Below are 17,929 nucleotides of genomic sequence, written 5' to 3'. Positions count from 1 at the left end.
TTTCATGACCTCTTCCTGCCCACCGCTTTCGGATGCCGACTGGCCCGCCGAGATTCTCGATCTGCGCAAGGGTTTTGCCGGGGCGTTGAACGTCTATCGCACCATGGCGCATCATCCGGCCTTGCTGCGGGCCTGGGCGCCGCTGCGGCAGCATGTCGTCAAGGACAGCGCCCTGGGGGCGATTCGCTCGGAACTGGTGATCCTTCGTGCGGCCTGCCGCATGGGTTCGGCCTATGAATGGGCCCATCACGTCAGCCGCGCCCGCGCACTTGGCATGTCGGATGATCGCATCCTTGCCATGCGCGGCGCGCCGGCCGGCGAGGACGGATTGATCGCCCGGGCGGTTGACGCCCTGTTCGACCAGCGGCGTCTGCCCGAAGCGCTGGAGGCGGATCTGGCAGCAATATTAGGGCGCGACGGCGTATTTGACCTGATCGCAACCGTCGGCTTCTATTCGGTTCTGGGCTATCTTCTGATGACTTACGACACGCCGGTCGACGATGCCGTAACGGCAGAGCTGGCCGGTCGTCCGTTATCGGATCCGACGACCTGAAACGGTTTCCGCCGCCGGGTTTCTTGCCGGTCTCTTTAAAATGTTCTATTTTTGTTCTATGATGCAACATCAACTGCAAGGAGGTTGCAATCATGGGCGGATACAGGATTTCCGACTGGCCCCGGCCCCGGCACATCCTTTTCTTTGCCGCGGTTCCGCCGCCGCCTTTCATCAGGCATGTTCAGAAGATATGGCCGCTTGTCGGCACCGGCGACAGGCTGCGCGACAAGACGCTTCACATGACCATATTGCCGGTCATCAGGGACGACGCGATCGACCCGGGACTGGTCCGCGCCCTGAGCGGAGCCCTTGCCGGGTTCAGCTTTCCGTCATTCGATATCACTTTCGACCGGATTATGACCTTCAGGGCAAAGAAAAAGCGGCCGATCGTGCTAAGAACGCCGGAAACGGATATCCTTGTGGATCGGCTTGCCCGGACGGTCGGCCGCGCCCTGACCGGAACATTCCCGAAATTCCCGAAACCGGGCAGGGTTACGCCTCATGTCACGCTTGCCTATGGCGCAGGTTTCGATGGGGAACGCCTTTTGCCCGCTCCTCTCGGGTGGCGCATTCGGGATATCGCTCTGATCGACAGCGTGCAGGGAGAAGGGCGGCATATCCATCTGGCAAGATGGCGTCTCGGCTCTGGGGGCTGACCGGGGCCGGGTTACGGATTGCCAATGATCACGGCATCTTCCCTGCCTGCTTCAAATGGCAGCCCGCGCAAGGGCTGGTCTAGATGCCGTTTCCGGTTTGGGCGCGGTCCACGATCCGGGTAAGGCGTTCGATGACATGATCGGGAAGATCAGCCGGGATCTCTGCCGAGGAAGCGGGCTGTTCACCCACCTGTACCAGCATCACCATGCCCATGGTGTAATGCGGAATGCATTTGATGCCATAGAAGCCGGGTTCGGTGAATTCGACTTCGATCTCTTCGTTGATCTGGCCTTTGAAGGGCTGCGCATCCTCCGGCAGCATTTCCGGCATCGAGGCGGCGTTATGAGACGGATGGGTTGCCAGGAATTTGATCCGGTCGCCGGGCCTCAGTTCCAGATAGTCGGGTTCGAATACCATGCCGCCGGTGTGATTCCGGTTCAGCATCCTGACTTCGAAAACCTCGGCCGCCGCAGGATGTGCAAGCAAGAGCGCGATGAATGTCAGAAAGCGCATATGGTTTCCTTTCGGTTTAAGGGCAGAAAACGCATGATCCTCGACCCGTCCGAAGGGTCGGTCAGTTCGGTGACGCGGACGGCAAAGACCCGCTCCAGCAATTCGGGGGTGAGGATCCCGGCAGGAGGGCCAAACGCGATCAGCCTGCCATGATGCATGACCCCCAACCTGTCGCAGATCATCGCCTGATTAAGATCATGCAGCGCAATCACCGTTGTCAGTTTCAGGTCCAGGACCAGTTGCATGATCGAAAGCTGGTGATGGATATCAAGATGGTTGGTCGGTTCGTCCAGCAGCATGACCTTGGGGCATTGGGCCAGCGCACGGGCGATATGGACGCGCTGCCGCTCGCCTCCCGACAGGGTGATCCAGTCGCGGGTCTCGAACCCCTGCATGCCGACACGCGCCAGCGCATGCGCGACATGCCGGTCGTCCTCTTCCGACCAGGGGCGCAGTGCGTCCAGCCAGGGCGTGCGGCCCAGCTCGACCGCGTCGCGAACCGAAATCCGGTCCGAGGTCTCGGCCTGCTGCGCCACGAAAGCCAGCAGGCGGGCGATATCGCGCTGGCGCATTCGGTCCAGCGGTCTTCCGGCCAGTTCAAGATGGCCGGAAGACGGTTTCAACAGCCCCGCAAGCAGCCGCAGCAGCGTGGATTTTCCCGAGCCGTTGGGACCGATCAGCCCCAGAACCTCACCCTTGGCGACGGTCAGGCTGGTCCCGTGCAATATCGCCTTGCCACCCGCGCGCCAACTCAGATCGGTGGCGCGGATCATCGCGATACGGTCCTTGCGCGGATCAGGATTACCGCGAAAACCGGCGCCCCGACAAGGGCGGTAACGACGCCGATGGGCAAGGTTTGCCCGGGAATCATGATCCGGGACATGATATCTGCGGCGATCAGGAAAACCATGCCGATCAGTGCCGAAGCGGGAACCAGCAGGGCATGGCGCACCCCGACCAGAAACCGCGCGGCATGGGGAACGACCAGCCCCACGAAGCCGATCGAGCCGGTGATCGATACCATGACCGCAGTCGCCATCGCCGAGACGAGGATCAGCACCACCTGCACCTGCCTGACCGGGACCCCAAGCGAAGCCGCGGATTCCGCCCCGAAGGTAAAGGCGTCGAGTGCCCGCATATGCCAGAACGCGACGATCAGCAGCAGCATCGCGGCGGCAAGCGCCAGCCAGACATCGTCCCAGCGAACCCCGGACAGATTGCCCAGAAGCCAATACATGATCCCGCGCGCCTGTTCGGCATTGGCGGACCGGGCGATCAGGAACGAGGTCATGGCGTTGAACAGCTGCGATCCGGCAATGCCCGCCAGAATGATCTGCCCGGCGCCGCGCAATCCCGTTCCGCCGCCAGCCATGCGTGCCAGAAGGGCGACAAGGCCAAAGGCCAGCAAAGCGCCGCCAAGCGCACCCGCCGACATCGGCACGGCTGCCGCTCCGACACCGACGACCGCGATCAGAACCGCGCCGGTCGACGCACCGGCAGAGATACCCAGCAGATAGGGATCGGCCAGCGCGTTCCGCAGCAGCGATTGCAGGATCACCCCGCAAACCGCCAATGCGGTGCCGCATCCGCCGGCGACAAGGGCGCGGGGCAGCCTGTAGGACCAGATGATGCCCTCATCTATCGGGTCCAGCACATAACCCGCATCCCAGAACCGGTTGGCCATCACCTGCAAAACCGTGCTGACCGGGATCCGCGTCTCGCCGATGCAAATCCCTGCCAGCGGCGCGGCGATCAGGATCAGGGCGATCCAGATTCCGTGAAACGCCCGCAGGCCGCGACGCCGGGGCCGGGTGCCGATCAGGGCCAGAGTCATCGCGGCAACGCCTCCATCGCCTTGGTCAGCGTTTCCAGACCGTCGATCAGCCGGATCGAGGCATGCATGGCCTCGGCGTCGAGGATCACGATACGGTCCTCTTTCACTGCGGTCATCTGGCTGGTGACCGGATCGGATTTAAGGAATTCCAGCTTTTTTTCGTGATCGTCGGCCGGAAAACGGCGGCGATCCATACGGGCAATCACGATCACCGACGGATCCGCCCTGGCGATGCTTTCCCAGCCCACAGTCGGCCATTCCTCATCGGATTCGATCACGTTGCGCAGGCCCAGTGCGTCCAGCATCCATGCCGGAATGCCCTTGCGGCCGGCGACATAGGGATCAAGCTCGAGATCGGCAGAGGAAAACCAGACCACCGCCGAGGCATCAGGCAACCCGAGCGCCGCGGCACGTTTGACCGCATCAGCCTCGCGCGCCTTCAATTCGGCGACCAGTTCCGCTCCGCGATCCTGCCTGTCCATGATCGCGGCCATCTGATCGACGCTTTTATAGACCGTCGCGATGTCGAATGGCGCAAGGCGCGTGCCATCCGCGCCGACAAGGTTGTCCTTGCCCTCGCAATCGGGCGGCATGACATAGGTGGGAATGCCCAGATCGGCAAATTGCTCGCGCGTGCCGACGACGCCTTGCGTGCCGATCATCCATTCGAACATGGTGGGCACGAAACCCGGACGCTTGTTCACCACCGCCTCGAAGCTGGGCATGTTGTCGGCGATCCGCTCGACCCCGGCATCGGCCTTGGCGAAACGTGGCAGAACCTCGTTGAACCACAGCGATGTGCCCGCCATGCGATCCTCGGCGCCCAGCGCGTAAAGAACCTCGGTTGCGGCCTGTCCGATCGAGACGACATTCTCGGGCGGTCCGTCGAACCGGATTTCGTGGCCGCAATTATCGATGGTCAGCGGATATTCGGTCGGGGCGGCCGATGCCGCAACTGCCATCAATATGCCCATCGCGGCGATCGAAACGGTAGTCAGGTTCATGCTGATGTCCTTCCTGAATGTGAAGGACAGGGTGGGAAGGTCGCGTAAAACCAAGGCAAGACGGCGCTTCTGCCGGCAGGGACAGGTCGACGGTTGGCTTCCGCCAGGAACTGTATCCAGTCATCGCTCCTCCTTCCGGGGCACCCCGCCCGGGTTGGTTGACGTGAAGATGGCAGGTCTCCTGACTCGCGGGTCGCCGCGTGTCCCGCCTTCCCGGCGCATCTGCGCCAGTGGCTGTCGGGGCACGCTCTCCGCTTACAGTTGCGGGGGCAGTCGCGGAATCGGCGCCGTTTGGCAGCACCTCACCGCGTTCCCTTTTCACCCGGTCGGCCTGGCCATCCCGGGAACCATCGCAAGTGGAATGCCCGAGACGGTGAAGGCAGTCAAGCGCCGTGACGGTTCCGGCTGCGTGAACGGGATCGGCGGAAAGCCGGTCTCATCCTTTGTTCGGCATGTTGAGCCTTGATTTCCATCTGCTTTTCGGCGCGCCAAAGGGTCTGGCCCGCCATTGTGTGGCGTTCACCCATCGTAACTTTGCTTGACTTTGGGCCCGGTCCGTGGCTTGGCTTCTGCCATCGCTGGTTCCTGCCTCAGGGCAGGCGAAGAGGGAATGCGACAAGCCGCCAGGCCCAAGCGCAGCCGCCCCCGCGACCGTGACCGGAGAGGTTGCCCACCGCCACTGGCGCAGATGCGCCGGGAAGGCAGGGCACCCGCCAGAGGCCAGTTCCTCTGACATCCGCAAGCCGGGAGACCTGCCAGCATCGGTTCCGCAAGGGACCGCCATGAACTGTGCGACCGGGGTGTGTCGTCGTCCTGAACCTTTCTGGCCCCGCCAGAGAAGTCCGGCCGATCCATCCCGCCGCCCGAGAAACGATCAGGCCGGAGGGGCCGCGTGGCTGAGACATTCGAACTGGTGGTCTGTACCACCTGCCGTTTTCCGGGGGCCGATCCGCAGGCCGCCCCCCTGACCCAACGCGACGGGCAACGCCTGTCGGATGCGCTGTCGGCTGCCGGGATCGCGCATCGGCGGCAGGAATGCCTGTCCGCCTGCACGCGCGGCTGTGCCGTGGTGCTGCGCGGAGCCGGACTCTGGACCTATGTGCAGGGCGGGCTGGATCCCGACAGCAACCTTGCCGATCTGATCAAGATGTACCGCGCCTATGGCGCAACGGATGACGGGATCGTGCCGTGGCGCGAACGCCCCGAGGTCATCCGCAAGAACACCATTGCACGCATCCCCCCATTCGAGGTCTGATCATGTCTCTGGAAAAAACCCCCGTCACCGTCATCACCGGCTTTCTTGGCGCCGGCAAGACCACGCTGATACGTCAATTGCTGCGCAACCCGGACGGACGGCGTCTTGCGGTTCTGGTGAATGAATTCGGCGATGTCGGCGTCGATGGCGATCTGATCCGCGAATGCGCCGATGCGAACTGTCCCGAGGCGAATATCCTCGAACTGACCAATGGCTGCATCTGCTGTACCGTCGCCGATGAATTCATCCCCTCGATCGAACGGCTGATGGCGATGGAGCCGCGCCCGGACCATATCGTCATCGAGACCTCGGGGCTGGCGCTTCCCAAGCCGTTGCTCAAGGCGTTCGACTGGCCCGATCTGCGCTCGCGCATCACCATTGACGGGGTGATCACGGTGGCCGATGCCGAGGCGGTGGCGCTGGGCCGTTTCGCCCCCGATCCGGCACGGCCCGGCAATACCGATACGGGCGACGGCACGGATGCCGATCACGAAACGCCACTGTCCGAAGTGTTCGAGGATCAGATCGCCTGTGCCGATCTGGTGCTGTTGTCCAAACCCGATCTTGCCGGCGAGGAGGGCGTGGCAAAGGCCCGCGCGATTATCGCGGCCGAGGCCCCGCGCCCCCTGCCGGTCCTGGCACTGACGGAAGGCGAGATCGATGCCCGTGTGGTGCTGGGTCTGGGCGCTGCGGCCGAGGACAGCCTTGACGCGCGGCCATCGCATCATGACGGGTTCGAGGATCACGACCATGACGATTTCGATACGATCGTGGTCGACCTGCCCGAACAAAGCGACCCCGAGGCGCTTGCCGCAAGGATCGAGGCGCTGGCAAGCGCCCGGAACATCCTGCGCGTCAAGGGGCATGTCGCGGTCGAAGGCAAGCCGATGCGCCTGCTGGTGCAGGCCGTGGGCCCTCGCGTCCGGCATCAGTTCGACCGGCCATGGGGCAGCCAGACCCGGCAAAGCCGGCTGGTGGTGATCGCTGAAAAGGGCGATATTGACCGCATCGCCGTCGAGCGGGCACTGGCCTGAAATGCACGTCCTGTTCCGGGAAAGCCACGGGCTGGAGGAAAGCGCGGCTCCCCGCGATCTCGGGCAGACGCCCGCGGATCTGGTGGTGCTGTCCTTTTCCGACAGCGATCTGGGGGCTTTCGCGGCAGGATGGCGGCGCGGGCGCGAATCCCTGCCATCGCTACGGCTGGCGAATCTGTCGGCGCTGGTCCATCCCCTGTCTGTCGATACCTATATCGAGCGCACGCTGTCCGGTGCGAAAGCGATCCTGATCCGGCTGATCGGCGGCATGTCATGGTGGTCCTACGGCGTCGAGCAGGTCTCTTGCCTCGCCCGGCAGAACGGGATCGCGCTGGCCTTTCTGCCCGGCGACGGGCGCATCGATCCGGCGCTTGATCGGGCCTCGACCGTTTCGTCCGCTGCGCTGCGCAGGCTGGGCAGGTTATGCGATACCGGGGGCGAGATCGCGGCGCAGGGCGCGCTGGCGCAACTGGCACAGGCGGCGGGCCTGTCTGCCGGTCCGGTGCCGGGACCGGAAACGTTGCCCGCCTTCGGTTTCTGGCATGCTCGGGCCGGGATCATGCCATCCGCGCCGGATCGCAGACCGCTGGTCATTATTCCGTTTTACCGCGCCTGGCTTGCGGCAGCGGATACCGGCGGCATCCGCGCGTTGATCGAGGCGTTCGAGGATGCGGGTTTCGACGCCTGCGGGCTGTTCGTCCCAAGCCTGAAGGATGAAGGGGCCGCTGGCTGGCTGCGCCGCATCCTGCCCGGCCTTGCCCCGGCAGCCATCGTCAACGCCACCGCATTCTCGGCCAGATCGGACAGCGGATCGCCACTCGATCTGGCCGGAGTGCCGGTTTTTCAGGTGATCCATGCAACCAGCGACCGTCAGGCATGGGCCGCTTCCGACCGTGGGCTTTCGCCGTCGGATCTGGCGATGCATATCGCGATGCCCGAGGTCGACGGGCGGATTGCCGCGGGCGTGATTTCGTTCAAGGACAGCGCGGCCCATGATCCCGATCTGCAATTCGCCTGCCCCCGCCACAGCGCCGATCCGGTGCAGATCGCGGTCACGGTGGCACGGGTGGCCGCATGGCACCGGCTGGCGGTAATCCCGGTGGCGGAAAAACGGGTCGGGCTGATCCTGTCCACATATCCCGGCAAAGCGCATCGGATGGCCCATGCGGTCGGGCTGGATGCCATCGCTTCGGCCGGGGCGATGCTGTCCGATCTGGGTGGTGCGGGCTATACCGTCGCCGATGGCAAGCCGCTTGAACAGGCGCTTGCGACCGGGCATATCCTCTGGCCGCTTGACGATTACTGCAAGGCACTTGCCCGGCTGCCGCGATCCCTGCGCGAAGCGCTGCACAAAGCGCATGGCCGTCCCGAAGATGATCCTGCCCTGACCACCGCCGGTTTCGCCTTTGCCGCCACCCGTCGCGGCAATGCCCTGATCGCGCTTCAGCCCGAGCGCAGCCGCGATCCCGACCGCGAAGGCGAATATCACGATGTCACGCGCGTACCATGCCATGCCTATATTGCCTTTTACCTGTGGCTTCAGACGCAGGTGGATGCACTGATCCATATCGGTGCGCATGGGACGCTGGAATGGCTGCCGGGCAAGGCGGCGGCGCTGTCGCCTGATTGTTGGCCGCAGGTGCTGACCGGTGCGCTGCCGGTAGTTTATCCTTTCATCGTCAACGATCCGGGTGAGGCGGCACAGGCCCGCCGCCGCCTTGGCGCGGTGACGCTTGGCCATCTGCCGCCGCCTCTGGCGCAGGCGGGAACTCCGGTGCAGTTCACGCGGCTGGAACGGCTGCTTGACGAATATTCGATGGCAGACGGCCTGGACGCGCCGCGTCAGAAGCGGCTGATTTCTGCGATAAGAGAGGCCGCGCAGGCAGCAGGCGTCGAGGATGATCTGGGCATTCCCGGCAATGCCAGCGCCGCAGAAGCGATTCCGCTGATCGACCGGTTCGTCTGCGACGTGAAGGATTCGCATTTCGGCGAGGGGCTGCATATCTGGGGGCGCGGCACGCCCGAGGCTGGCGGGCTGACCGGAGATGCCGCCTCGATCGCGGCGGAAAGCGCGGGTCTGATCGCGGCGCTGGCGGGCCGGTGGGTCAGGCCGGGGCCATCAGGTTCGCCTTACCGGGGCAGGGCCGATGTGCTGCCCACCGGGCGCAATCTCTATGGCACCGATCCCCGCGCCGTGCCGTCGCGCGCGGCTTACGCGCAGGGGGGCAGGTTGGCCGAAGAATTGCTGCGACGGCATCTGCAGGATCAGGGCGATTATCCGCAGGGGCTGGTCGTGAACCTCTGGGGTTCGGCGACGATGCGCACGGCGGGGGAAGAATTCGCCATGGCGCTGCATCTGGCCGGGATTTCGCCGCAATGGGATGAACAATCAGGCCGGGTCACGGGCTTCGAGGTCATCCCGCTGACATTGCTGGACCGGCCCCGGATCGACGTGACGCTGCGCATCTCGGGCCTGTTCCGCGATGTCTTTCCCGATCTCGCACGGCTGTTCGAGGCCGCGACCGGCGCGCTTGCGGCACGGGATGAGGCTGCCGACATGAATCCCTATGTCGCGGCCCCGCCCGGTCCGCGCGTTTTCGCCCCCCCGCCTGCAAGCTATGGGCTGGGCATCTCCACGGCACAGTTCACCCCGGAAGCGCGGCAGCGGGCGGGCGATGCATGGCTGGCGGCGTCAGCCCATTCCGCCGATGGGATCCCCGCCCGCGCGGCGTTGGAAACGCGGCTGAAAGGCACCGATGCATTCGTGCATATGCAGGATATGCCGGAAACCGATCTGCTGCTGGCCGAGGATTACGCCACGCATGAGGCCGGCTTTGCCGCCGCCCTGGCCAATCTGGGCGGGCGGGCTGCGTTTTATCATCTGGACGCCACCCGGCCCGAAGCCCCGCGTGCCCGGACTCTGGCCGAGGAGATCGCCCGTGTCACCCGTGCCCGCGCCGCCAATCCGCGCTGGATCCGCTCAATGATGCGGCATGGTTTCCGGGGCGGGGCGGAAATCGCCGCGACGCTGGATCACATGGCCGCTTTCGCGCATCTTGCCGGAGTCGTGCCCCCGCATCTTTTCGATCTTTATCATGCCGCGACCCTAGGCGACCCCAAGGTCGAGGCATTCCTGCGTGACCGGAACCCGCAGGCGCTGGCCGCGATGCAGGCATGTTTCGCCGCGCTGGCCGAATCCGGTCTGTGGCACAGCCGGTCGAACAGCCGGATGGCGGGCATCGGATGAGCGGAGCGATCAAGGGCTGGTGTCCCGGCGCGTTGACGCCGATGCCCGCAGGCGATGGGCTGATCCTGCGGATCAGGCCCCATGTCTCGCGGCTGATGCCCGATCAAATCCGGATGATCGCCGATCTGGCGATACGGTATGGCGACGGGGCAGTGACGCTGACCAGTCGCGCCAACCTGCAACTTCGGGCGGTATCCGCGAATGATCTGACGGCGGTTCAGGCCGCGCTGCGGGGGCAGGGGCTGATCGATGGCGATGCCGATCTGGAACGCCGGCGCAACCTGCTGACGACGCCGATCTGGAGGGCGGATGACGATACCCTGCCGCTGGCCGGGGAGCTGACCCGGCGACTGCGCGAGCTTCCTGTCCTGCCCCCGAAATTCGGCTTTGCCATCGATACTGGACCGGCTGCGATCCTTGGCGCCGCCCCGGCCGATATCCGTATCGAGCGCGGCCCGCGCGGGTTGATCCTGCGTGCCGACGGAATGGCGCGGGGCGAATATGTGACAAAGGCCGACGCGATCACCCGCGCCATCGAGCTTGCCCATTGGTTCGCCGCAAGGGCGGGCGAAGCGGTCCGCATGGCGCGGCTGGTGAGCGCTGGCGAAACCCCTGAACTTCGCGCCGATGACGCGCCGCTGACCGTTGCGCCGTTACGACCGGGCGGCAGATACCGCGCCATCGCCTTCGGGCGCATCAGTGCCGGAACATTCCGCGATCTGGCCGCCGCGCCGGTCCGCCTGACGCCCTGGCGGGGCGTGCTGGCCGAGGGTGACGCCGTCTTGCCCGTTCATGACGACCTGATCGGGGATCCCGGCGACCCCCGCCTGCGTATCGCCGCCTGTATCGGCAAGCCCCGCTGCCCTTCGGCCAGTGTCGGGACATTCGCGCTGGCCAACCGCCTTGCGCCGCATCTGCCGGCGGGCGGAACCCTGCATGTTTCCGGCTGCGCCAAGGGTTGCGCGCATCCCGGCCCCGCCGATCTGACCCTGACCGGGCGCGACGGGCGGTTTGATCTGATCCTGAACGGCGCGCCCGCTGACCACCCGGCGCGGCGCGGGTTTCACCCGGACGACCTTCCCGGCATATTGAGTGACCTGCATGCCTCACAGCTATGAAACCGATGGCGCCTCGATCTATCGCGCCTCATTCGCAACCATCCGCGCCGAGGCGGATCTTGCCCGCTTCACGCCCGAGGAAGAACCCGTGGCCGTTCGCATGATCCATGCCAGCGGCATGGTCGAACTGGCCCCGCGGATCCGGTTTGCCCCCGGCTTCGCCATCCACGCGCGAGAGGCGTTGATGCGCGGCGCGCCGATCCTCTGCGATGCGCGCATGGTCAGCGAGGGGATCACCCGCGCGCGTTTGCCCGCCTCGAACGCGGTCATCTGCACGCTGCGCGGGCCCGAGGTTCCGGGGCTGGCGACCGAACTGGGCACCACCCGCTCGGCCGCCGCGCTGGAATTGTGGCGCCCGTATCTGCAAGGCGCCGTGGTCGCCATCGGCAATGCGCCGACAGCATTGTTTCACCTGCTGAACATGCTTGAGGATCCGGCCTGTCCCCGCCCCGCGGCGATTATCGGTTGCCCCGTGGGCTTCATCGGTGCGGCGGAATCCAAGGCGGCGCTGGCTGCCGACAACCCCGTGCCCTGGTGTATCGTCAGCGGAAGGCCGGGCGGCTCGGCCATGACCGTGGCTGCCATCAACGCATTGGCGGGACCCGCGGAATGAGCGGGGGGAAGATCGTCTGCATCGGCCTTGGCCCCGGCGACCCGGATCTGATGAGCCTGCGCGCCCATCGCCATCTGACGACTGCCGCGACGGTGGCCTATTTCCGCAAGCCCGGCCGCATGGGGCAGGCCCGCCGCATCGTCGGGGGGCTTTTGCCCGAAGGCGTGACCGAACTGGCGATGGAATATCCGGTGACGACCGAAATCCCGGTCAGCGATCCCGCGTACAATGCCATGCTCAGGGGTTTTTACGACGATTGGGCCGGGCGGCTTGCGAATGTCGCACAGCACAGCGACGTGGTCGTTCTGTGTGAGGGCGATCCGTTCTTTTTCGGCTCGTTCATGCATCTGCACGCCCGCCTGCCACGGGAATTGGTCGAGGTGGTGCCGGGCATTCCGGGCATGGCCGGGTGCTGGACCGCGACGGGGCGGCCGATCACATGGGGCGACGATATCCTGACCATCCTTCCCGCCACCCTGCCCGAAACAGAGCTTGTGCGCCGCATTGCCGATACCGATGCGCTGGTGGTGATGAAGATCGGGCGCAACCTGCCGCGCCTGCGCAGGGCAATTGCGGCGGCGGGGCGGCTGGCCGAGGCATGGCTGGTCGAACATGGCACCATGCCTGCCGAACGTGTCTGCCCGCTGGCCGAGGTTCAGGGGCCGGTAGCCTATTTCTCGATCGTTCTGATCCATGGACAGGGGCGCAGACCATGAGCGGCTGGCTGGTCATCGCCGGGCTTGGTCCGGGTGCGGAGGGCATGGTGACGCCCGAGGTGCAGGCGGCATTGCACGATGCGACCGACGTGATCGGTTATGCGGCCTATATCGCCCGGATCCCGGCACGCACCGGGCTTGTGCTGCATGGTTCCGACAACCGGGTGGAACTCGATCGTGCCGCGCTGGCCCTGCGGCTTGCGGCGGAAGGGCGGCGGGTTGTCGTCATATCCTCGGGCGATCCGGGGGTGTTCGCCATGGCCTCGGCGGTTTTCGAGGCGATGGAGGCCGGTCCGGCAGAATGGCAGGCGCTGGATATGCGTGTGCTGCCGGGAATAACGGCGATGCTGGCGGCGGCGGCGGCGGCGGGCGCGCCGCTTGGGCATGATTTCTGCGCGATCAACCTGTCGGACAACCTCAAACCCTTCGATCTGATCCTGCGCCGGGTGCGGCTTGCGGCGCAGGGTGACTTTGCGATGGCTTTCTACAATCCGCGTTCAAACAGCCGTCCGCATCAGTTCGGGCAGGTTCTGGATCTGCTGCGGCAAAGCTGTGGGGCAGATCGTCTGATCACCTTCGCACGCGCGGTATCGACCCCGGAACAACAGATCCGCACGGTAACGCTGGCCGAGGCTGCGCCCGACATGGCGGATATGCGGACGATGGTGCTGGTCGGATCGTCGCTGACGCGCCGGATCGGGCGGTTTGTCTATACGCCGAGATCGGCATGACACCAGTTCAGCACCTCTTCGAGCCGCGAGGTAACCGGGTAGTCCGGCATCTTGGGGCGGGCAATCATCAGAACCGGGAGGCGCAGGGCGCGGGCCGCGATCAGCTTTGCCTCGGCTCCGGTGCCGCCGGCATTCCTGGTGACGATCAGGTCGATCCGGTGGCGCGCCAGCAGTGTCTGATCGGCGGCCAGGTCAAAGGGGCCGCGCGCGATCACCACATGATGGTCGGGCAGCAGAGGCGGGCTGGCCGGAGGGTCAACCAGACGCAGCAGGTAATGATGCTGGGGCTGGCGCGCGAAAGCCGCAATGTTCTGGCGGCCGATGGCCAGAAAGACCCGCCGCCCGGGCCCGGCAAGTGCCTGTGCAGCGGCGGCGATATCGGCGACTTCGGTCCAGTCATCGCCCGGACCGGGTTGCCATTCGGGCCGCTGAAAGACCAGCAGCGGCAGGCCGGTCAGGGCGCTGGCGCTCATGGCGTTGCGGCTGATCTGCGCGGCAAAGGGATGGGTTGCATCCACGATCCGCGAAATCCGGTTCGCCCGCAGCCAGTCCGCCAATCCCCCGGCCCCTCCGAAACCGCCGATACGGGTGGGCACGGGTTGGAGGCGCGGCGCTTCGGTGCGTCCGGCATAGGACAGGATGGCGGGCAGGCCGCGTTCAGCCATTGCTGCGGCAAGCCGGCTGGCCTCGGTCGTGCCGCCAAGGATAAGGGTCGTCATGGCTGAGTGGCTCTCGATCATCGGTATCGGCGAAGATGGCGTCAACGGGCTGTCGATGACAAGCCTGAATGCGCTGCGACTGGCCGAAGCCGTCTTTGGCGGCCCTCGTCATCTGGCGATGATTGCCCATCCCGACCGGCGCGAATGGCCGGTGCCGTTCTCGGTCGAGCCGGTGCTGGCGATGCGGGGCAGGCCGGTCGCTGTGCTGACATCGGGCGATCCTTTCTGGTACGGGGCGGGCGGGGCGCTGGCGCAGGTGCTGGCACGGGATGAATGGCGCGCCTGCCCGGGGATTTCAGTCTTTTCGCTGATAGCCGCCCGCATGGGCTGGCGGATCGAAGAGACGTTGTGCATTGGGCTTCATGCCGCGCCGATCCCGCGTCTGCGGCAGGAACTGGTGCCGGGGCGGCGGGCCATCCTGACCCTGCGCGACGGGGTGGCGGCGCGGGAACTGGCCGCGTGGCTGAGCGCCGAGGGTTTCGGTGACAGCATTCTGACGGTGATGGAATATCTGGGCGGTCCGCGCGAACGGATCCGTGAGGCCAGCGCCGATGGGCTGGATTTCGACGATATCGGCGATCTGGTTGCGGTCGCCCTGTCGGTTCGGGGCGGCGGCCGGATCATACCCTGCACGCCGGGATTGCCGGACAGGTATTTTGATCATGACGGCCAGATCACCAAGCGCCCGGTGCGGGCTCTGGCCCTGTCGGCGCTGGCGCCCCGGCCCGGCGAACTTCTGTGGGATATCGGCGCGGGGGCCGGTTCCGTTGGCATCGAATGGCTGCTGTCCCATCCTTCGACGCGCTGCATCGGGATCGAACGCGATCCTGCCCGGGCGGAACGGGCGGCGGGGAATGCGGCACGGCTGGGAATGGATCGGCTGGAAATCCGGCAGGGCAGCGCCATGGACCTGCTACCCGATCTGCCCGATCCCGATGCCATATTCATCGGCGGCGGCGCAGATGATGCCCTGCTGACCGCATTGTGGCAGCGCCTGCCTGCGGGCTGCCGGATTGTCGCGCATGCCGTGACGCTGGAGACCGAGGCGCTGCTGACCGCATGGCAGGCGGCGAAAGGCGGCAGCCTGTTGCGCATCGACCTGTCCGAAGCCGCGCCGATCGGTGGCAGGCGCGGCTGGAAATCATCCTATCCCGTCACGCAATGGAGGGTCTTGCGATGAAAATCGCCGGCATCGGGTTTCGAAGCGGCGCAACTGTGACCTCGGTCCTGGATGCGATGGAACGTGCCGGGGCAGCCGGTCTGCGCCACCTTGCCGTGCCTGCGGCGAAACGGGACGATCCGCTGGTTTCAGAACTGATTGCGCAGGGGTTCGGGGTGACGCCGATCCCGCAGGAAGCGCTGGCCCGTATCACCACACCGACGCAAAGCCGGATTTCACTGCAAGTCTACGGTACCGGCAGCGTCGCCGAAGCCTGTGCGCTGGCCGCAGGCGCGCGCAGTCGCCTGCTGATCGCGCGGGTTGTCTCGGCCGACAGGATGGCGACGGCGGCGCTTGCCGAAACAGGAGATAATTCATGACGGTGCATTTCATCGGTGCGGGGCCGGGCGCGCCCGATCTGTTGACCCTGCGGGCGCGCAACCTGATCGCGGCCTCGCCGGTCTGCCTTTACGCGGGATCCCTGATTCCCCGGACCGTGCTGGCCCATTGCCCGGAAAAGGCGCGGATCGTGAATACCGCGCCGCTGGATCTGGACGCGATCATGGCCGAAATCGCGGCGGCCCATGAACAGGGGCTTGACGTGGCGCGGCTGCATTCCGGCGATCTGTCGGTCTGGTCGGCAATGGGCGAGCAGTTGCGGCGCCTGCGCATGGCGGGGATCGCCTATACGGTGACGCCGGGCGTTCCCTCTTTCGCTGCTGCGGCCGCCGCGCTTGGGGTGGAACTGACGCTGCCCGGCGTCGCGCAAAGCGTGGTGCTGACCCGGACACCCGGCCGCGCCTCGCCCATGCCTGGCGGGGAAAGCCTTGCTGCCTTTGCCGCAACCGGAACGACGCTGGCGATTCACTTGTCCATTCACCGATTGGCCGAGACGGTGGCGGAACTGCTGCCGCATTACGGCTCGGATTGTCCGGTGGCTGTCGTCTGGCGCGCAAGCTGGCCCGATCAGCGGGTCGTGCAAGGCACATTGGCGGATATCGAGGCTCGGGTCGGCGGTACGATAGAGCGGACGGCACTGATCCTTGTCGGCCCGGTACTGGCGCAGGAGGGGTTTGACGAAAGCCGTCTTTATGCCGCCGATTACGACCGCCGCTTTCGTGCGGGTCGGGCTGATGCGGCGAAACCGTGACGGCGGGGCTGATCGTCTCGGCCCCGCGCTCGGGCACCGGCAAGACCACGGTCATGCTGGGGCTGCTGCGTTGTCTGGCCGAAGAGGGCGTGCCGGTGCAGCCCTATAAATGCGGGCCGGATTATATCGACCCGGCGTTTCACCGCGCGGCCTGCGGACGGGATTCGTTCAACCTCGACAGCTGGGCGATGACGCAAGGGATACTGGCGACGCAACTGGCGCGCAGCGGCGGGGTTGCATTGGCCGAAGGCTCGATGGGGCTTTTCGACGGCGTTGCCCGCGCCGGCGAAAGCGGCAACGGGGCAAGCGCGGATATCGCTGCCCTGACCGGCTGGCCGGTGGTGCTGGTGCTGGATGTGTCGGGACAGGCGCAGACGGCGGCGGCGATGGCGCTTGGCATGGTGCGGTTTCGCGACGATGTGCGTATCGCGGGCGTCATCCTGAACCGTGTCGCCTCGCCCCGTCACGAACGGCTGTGCCGCCTTGCCTTCGACGAACAGGGGATCCCCGTCTTCGGCGCCCTGCCACGACGAGGCGACCTGACCCTGCCCGAGCGGCATCTGGGACTGGTGCAGGCCGCCGAACATCCGGATCTGGACCGGGCCATCGCCGGATATGCCGCCTTTCTGCGCGGGCATATCGATTTGGACGCCATCCGCGCGGCAGCAAAGGGCAGGCCGGTTCCCTTGTCAGAACAACTGCTTCCCCCACCCGGGCAGCGGATCGCGCTGGCGCAGGACGATGCGTTTTCCTTCGTCTATCCTCATATTCTGGACGGCTGGAGACGACAGGGCGCGGAAATTCTGCCTTTCTCTCCGCTTGCCGATCAGGCGCCGGCAGAGGGTGCCGATATCTGCTGGTTGCCGGGCGGCTATCCCGAACTTCACGCCGGCCGGATCTCGGGCGCGCGGGGGTTTATGGACGGGTTGCGCCGCTTTGCGACGGATCGCCCGGTGCATGGCGAATGCGGCGGCTATATGGTGCTGGGCAGCGCATTGACCGATGGCGAAGGCGTGACCCATCCGATGGCAGGGCTGCTGGGGCTGGTCACCAGCTATGAAAAGCGCCGGATGCATCTGGGCTATCGTCTGGCGCGATTGACCGCCCCGATGCCGGGACATGAGGCGGGCGCAAGACTGCGCGGGCACGAGTTCCATTATTCGACCATTCAGTCGCAACCCGACGAGCCGCTGGCCGATGTGGTGGACGCGGACGGAATGACGGTTCCCGAAGCCGGATCGCGGCGGGGCAATGTCACCGGCACGTTCTTTCATCTGATTGCCGGGGCAGAGCGGGCGGCATGACCTGTATCTTCGTTTGCTCTGAATGCCCGGATGGCGCGCGCCGGCTGTCGATGATCGCCGGGGCCTTTGCCGGCGAGGAATGCGAGATCCGCGCGTCGGCCTGCCTGTCCGGCTGCCGCAGCGGCGGCTCGGTCGCGGTGCGGGCGCCGGGGCGCATGGCCTGACTGTTCGGCCCGGTAGAGGAAGGGGATCTTGACGATCTACGCCGCTTTCTTGGGCTTTACCGATCCGATCCCAGGGGCGTGATCCACGATGCCCGCCCGCTGACACGGCTGCGTTTCAAGGTGCTGGCGCGGATTCCCGCCGCTTGACCCATGTGGAT

The 17,929-nt window shown here is 65.8% G+C and carries 19 protein-coding genes and 2 riboswitches; of the genes, 14 read left to right on the top strand and 5 right to left on the bottom strand.

Annotated features, from left to right (window positions below; genetic code table 11):
- Positions 1-4: 4 nt before the first annotated feature.
- Together Q0601_RS06820 and Q0601_RS06815 are read left to right on the top strand one after the other, a co-directional pair.
- Complete coding sequence (locus Q0601_RS06820; protein WP_305288506.1) at positions 5-553, top strand: carboxymuconolactone decarboxylase family protein; 549 nt, start codon at positions 5-7, stop codon at positions 551-553.
- A 92-nt stretch (positions 554-645) separates the two neighbouring features.
- Positions 646-1,209, top strand: coding sequence for a 2'-5' RNA ligase family protein (locus Q0601_RS06815; protein ID WP_305288504.1), 564 nt, complete (start codon positions 646-648; stop codon positions 1,207-1,209).
- A 79-nt stretch (positions 1,210-1,288) separates the two neighbouring features.
- On the opposite strand, the gene Q0601_RS06810 is transcribed toward Q0601_RS06815, so the two are convergent.
- From Q0601_RS06810 to Q0601_RS06795, 4 genes are read right to left on the bottom strand one after another with little or no spacing between them, the layout of a single operon-like run.
- Positions 1,289-1,723: a pseudoazurin gene (locus Q0601_RS06810; protein WP_305288502.1), complete on the bottom strand. Its 435-nt coding sequence runs from the start codon at positions 1,721-1,723 to the stop codon at positions 1,289-1,291.
- Positions 1,711-2,496, bottom strand: a complete 786-nt coding sequence (locus Q0601_RS06805; protein ID WP_305288501.1) for an ABC transporter ATP-binding protein — start codon at positions 2,494-2,496, stop codon at positions 1,711-1,713. Before Q0601_RS06805 ends, Q0601_RS06810 begins: the two co-directional genes overlap by 13 nt.
- Positions 2,493-3,557, bottom strand: a complete 1,065-nt coding sequence (locus Q0601_RS06800) for a FecCD family ABC transporter permease (protein WP_305288499.1) — start codon at positions 3,555-3,557, stop codon at positions 2,493-2,495. The genes Q0601_RS06805 and Q0601_RS06800 overlap by 4 nt, the downstream gene beginning before the upstream one ends.
- A complete protein-coding gene (locus Q0601_RS06795) occupies positions 3,554-4,561 on the bottom strand; it encodes an ABC transporter substrate-binding protein (RefSeq protein WP_305288498.1) in 1,008 nt (335 codons plus the stop codon). The genes Q0601_RS06800 and Q0601_RS06795 overlap by 4 nt, the downstream gene beginning before the upstream one ends.
- A gap of 154 nt (positions 4,562-4,715) precedes the next feature.
- A riboswitch (cobalamin riboswitch) is annotated at positions 4,716-4,927 on the bottom strand.
- A 196-nt stretch (positions 4,928-5,123) separates the two neighbouring features.
- A riboswitch (cobalamin riboswitch) is annotated at positions 5,124-5,335 on the top strand.
- Positions 5,336-5,453: 118 nt separating this feature from the next.
- Here Q0601_RS06795 and Q0601_RS06790 point away from each other — a divergent pair.
- From Q0601_RS06790 to cobJ, 7 genes are read left to right on the top strand one after another with little or no spacing between them, the layout of a single operon-like run.
- Positions 5,454-5,816 carry a DUF1636 domain-containing protein gene (locus Q0601_RS06790; RefSeq protein ID WP_305288496.1) on the top strand — a complete coding sequence of 121 codons (363 nt, stop codon included), beginning with the start codon at positions 5,454-5,456 and terminating at the stop codon, positions 5,814-5,816.
- A gap of 2 nt (positions 5,817-5,818) precedes the next feature.
- The gene (cobW, locus tag Q0601_RS06785) at positions 5,819-6,850 is read left to right on the top strand and encodes a cobalamin biosynthesis protein CobW (protein WP_305288494.1); all 1,032 of its coding nucleotides are present in this window, start codon (positions 5,819-5,821) and stop codon (positions 6,848-6,850) included.
- Between the two features lies 1 nt (position 6,851).
- Positions 6,852-10,097, top strand: coding sequence for a cobaltochelatase subunit CobN (gene cobN, locus Q0601_RS06780; RefSeq protein ID WP_305288492.1), 3,246 nt, complete (start codon positions 6,852-6,854; stop codon positions 10,095-10,097).
- On the top strand, positions 10,094-11,215 hold the full coding sequence (locus Q0601_RS06775) for a cobalamin biosynthesis protein CobG (protein WP_305288490.1): 1,122 nt from the start codon (positions 10,094-10,096) through the stop codon (positions 11,213-11,215). Before cobN ends, Q0601_RS06775 begins: the two co-directional genes overlap by 4 nt.
- Positions 11,199-11,828 (top strand): precorrin-8X methylmutase, encoded by a 630-nt coding sequence (locus Q0601_RS06770; RefSeq protein WP_305288488.1) that lies wholly within the window; start codon positions 11,199-11,201, stop codon positions 11,826-11,828. The genes Q0601_RS06775 and Q0601_RS06770 overlap by 17 nt, the downstream gene beginning before the upstream one ends.
- Positions 11,825-12,544, top strand: coding sequence for a precorrin-2 C(20)-methyltransferase (gene cobI / locus Q0601_RS06765; protein WP_305288486.1), 720 nt, complete (start codon positions 11,825-11,827; stop codon positions 12,542-12,544). The genes Q0601_RS06770 and cobI overlap by 4 nt, the downstream gene beginning before the upstream one ends.
- The gene (cobJ, locus tag Q0601_RS06760; RefSeq protein WP_305288484.1) at positions 12,541-13,275 is read left to right on the top strand and encodes a precorrin-3B C(17)-methyltransferase; all 735 of its coding nucleotides are present in this window, start codon (positions 12,541-12,543) and stop codon (positions 13,273-13,275) included. Before cobI ends, cobJ begins: the two co-directional genes overlap by 4 nt.
- Here cobJ and Q0601_RS06755 read toward each other — a convergent pair.
- Entirely contained in the window at positions 13,254-13,994 is a 741-nt protein-coding gene (locus tag Q0601_RS06755) for a cobalt-precorrin-6A reductase (RefSeq protein WP_305288481.1), read from the bottom strand. The genes cobJ and Q0601_RS06755 overlap by 22 nt on opposite strands.
- Between Q0601_RS06755 and cbiT the strand changes: the two genes are divergently transcribed.
- From cbiT to Q0601_RS06730, 5 genes are read left to right on the top strand one after another with little or no spacing between them, the layout of a single operon-like run.
- Complete coding sequence (gene cbiT / locus Q0601_RS06750; protein WP_305288479.1) at positions 13,993-15,174, top strand: precorrin-6Y C5,15-methyltransferase (decarboxylating) subunit CbiT; 1,182 nt, start codon at positions 13,993-13,995, stop codon at positions 15,172-15,174. The genes Q0601_RS06755 and cbiT overlap by 2 nt on opposite strands.
- Positions 15,171-15,533, top strand: a complete 363-nt coding sequence (locus Q0601_RS06745; RefSeq protein WP_305288478.1) for a cobalamin biosynthesis protein — start codon at positions 15,171-15,173, stop codon at positions 15,531-15,533. Before cbiT ends, Q0601_RS06745 begins: the two co-directional genes overlap by 4 nt.
- Positions 15,530-16,303, top strand: a complete 774-nt coding sequence (gene cobM / locus Q0601_RS06740; RefSeq protein WP_305288476.1) for a precorrin-4 C(11)-methyltransferase — start codon at positions 15,530-15,532, stop codon at positions 16,301-16,303. Before Q0601_RS06745 ends, cobM begins: the two co-directional genes overlap by 4 nt.
- Positions 16,300-17,607, top strand: a complete 1,308-nt coding sequence (locus Q0601_RS06735; protein ID WP_305288473.1) for a cobyrinate a,c-diamide synthase — start codon at positions 16,300-16,302, stop codon at positions 17,605-17,607. The genes cobM and Q0601_RS06735 overlap by 4 nt, the downstream gene beginning before the upstream one ends.
- Entirely contained in the window at positions 17,604-17,771 is a 168-nt protein-coding gene (locus Q0601_RS06730) for a thioredoxin domain-containing protein (RefSeq protein ID WP_305288471.1), read from the top strand. Before Q0601_RS06735 ends, Q0601_RS06730 begins: the two co-directional genes overlap by 4 nt.
- The last annotated feature ends 158 nt before the right edge of the window (positions 17,772-17,929 follow it).

Source organism: Paracoccus wurundjeri (genome assembly GCF_030678915.1).
Lineage (GTDB): Bacteria > Pseudomonadota > Alphaproteobacteria > Rhodobacterales > Rhodobacteraceae > Paracoccus > Paracoccus onubensis_A.
The sequence above is the reverse complement of the archived record's forward strand: the minus strand, read 5'-3'. Positions and strand labels throughout refer to the sequence as shown.

Bases quoted from the DNA above. Each gene is read 5' to 3' on its own strand.
- Q0601_RS06820 (WP_305288506.1), top strand. From the start codon at position 5: ATGACCTCTTCCTGCCCACCGCTTTCGGATGCCGACTGGCCCGCCGAG.
- Q0601_RS06815 (WP_305288504.1), top strand. From the start codon at position 646: ATGGGCGGATACAGGATTTCCGACTGGCCCCGGCCCCGGCACATCCTT.
- Q0601_RS06810 (WP_305288502.1), bottom strand. From the start codon at position 1,723: ATGCGCTTTCTGACATTCATCGCGCTCTTGCTTGCACATCCTGCGGCG.
- Q0601_RS06805 (WP_305288501.1), bottom strand. From the start codon at position 2,496: ATGATCCGCGCCACCGATCTGAGTTGGCGCGCGGGTGGCAAGGCGATA.
- Q0601_RS06800 (WP_305288499.1), bottom strand. From the start codon at position 3,557: ATGACTCTGGCCCTGATCGGCACCCGGCCCCGGCGTCGCGGCCTGCGG.
- Q0601_RS06795 (WP_305288498.1), bottom strand. From the start codon at position 4,561: ATGAACCTGACTACCGTTTCGATCGCCGCGATGGGCATATTGATGGCA.
- cobW (WP_305288494.1), top strand. From the start codon at position 5,819: ATGTCTCTGGAAAAAACCCCCGTCACCGTCATCACCGGCTTTCTTGGC.
- cobN (WP_305288492.1), top strand. From the start codon at position 6,852: ATGCACGTCCTGTTCCGGGAAAGCCACGGGCTGGAGGAAAGCGCGGCT.
- Q0601_RS06775 (WP_305288490.1), top strand. From the start codon at position 10,094: ATGAGCGGAGCGATCAAGGGCTGGTGTCCCGGCGCGTTGACGCCGATG.
- Q0601_RS06770 (WP_305288488.1), top strand. From the start codon at position 11,199: ATGCCTCACAGCTATGAAACCGATGGCGCCTCGATCTATCGCGCCTCA.
- cobI (WP_305288486.1), top strand. From the start codon at position 11,825: ATGAGCGGGGGGAAGATCGTCTGCATCGGCCTTGGCCCCGGCGACCCG.
- cobJ (WP_305288484.1), top strand. From the start codon at position 12,541: ATGAGCGGCTGGCTGGTCATCGCCGGGCTTGGTCCGGGTGCGGAGGGC.
- cbiT (WP_305288479.1), top strand. From the start codon at position 13,993: ATGGCTGAGTGGCTCTCGATCATCGGTATCGGCGAAGATGGCGTCAAC.
- Q0601_RS06755 (WP_305288481.1), bottom strand. From the start codon at position 13,994: ATGACGACCCTTATCCTTGGCGGCACGACCGAGGCCAGCCGGCTTGCC.
- Q0601_RS06745 (WP_305288478.1), top strand. From the start codon at position 15,171: ATGAAAATCGCCGGCATCGGGTTTCGAAGCGGCGCAACTGTGACCTCG.
- cobM (WP_305288476.1), top strand. From the start codon at position 15,530: ATGACGGTGCATTTCATCGGTGCGGGGCCGGGCGCGCCCGATCTGTTG.
- Q0601_RS06730 (WP_305288471.1), top strand. From the start codon at position 17,604: ATGACCTGTATCTTCGTTTGCTCTGAATGCCCGGATGGCGCGCGCCGG.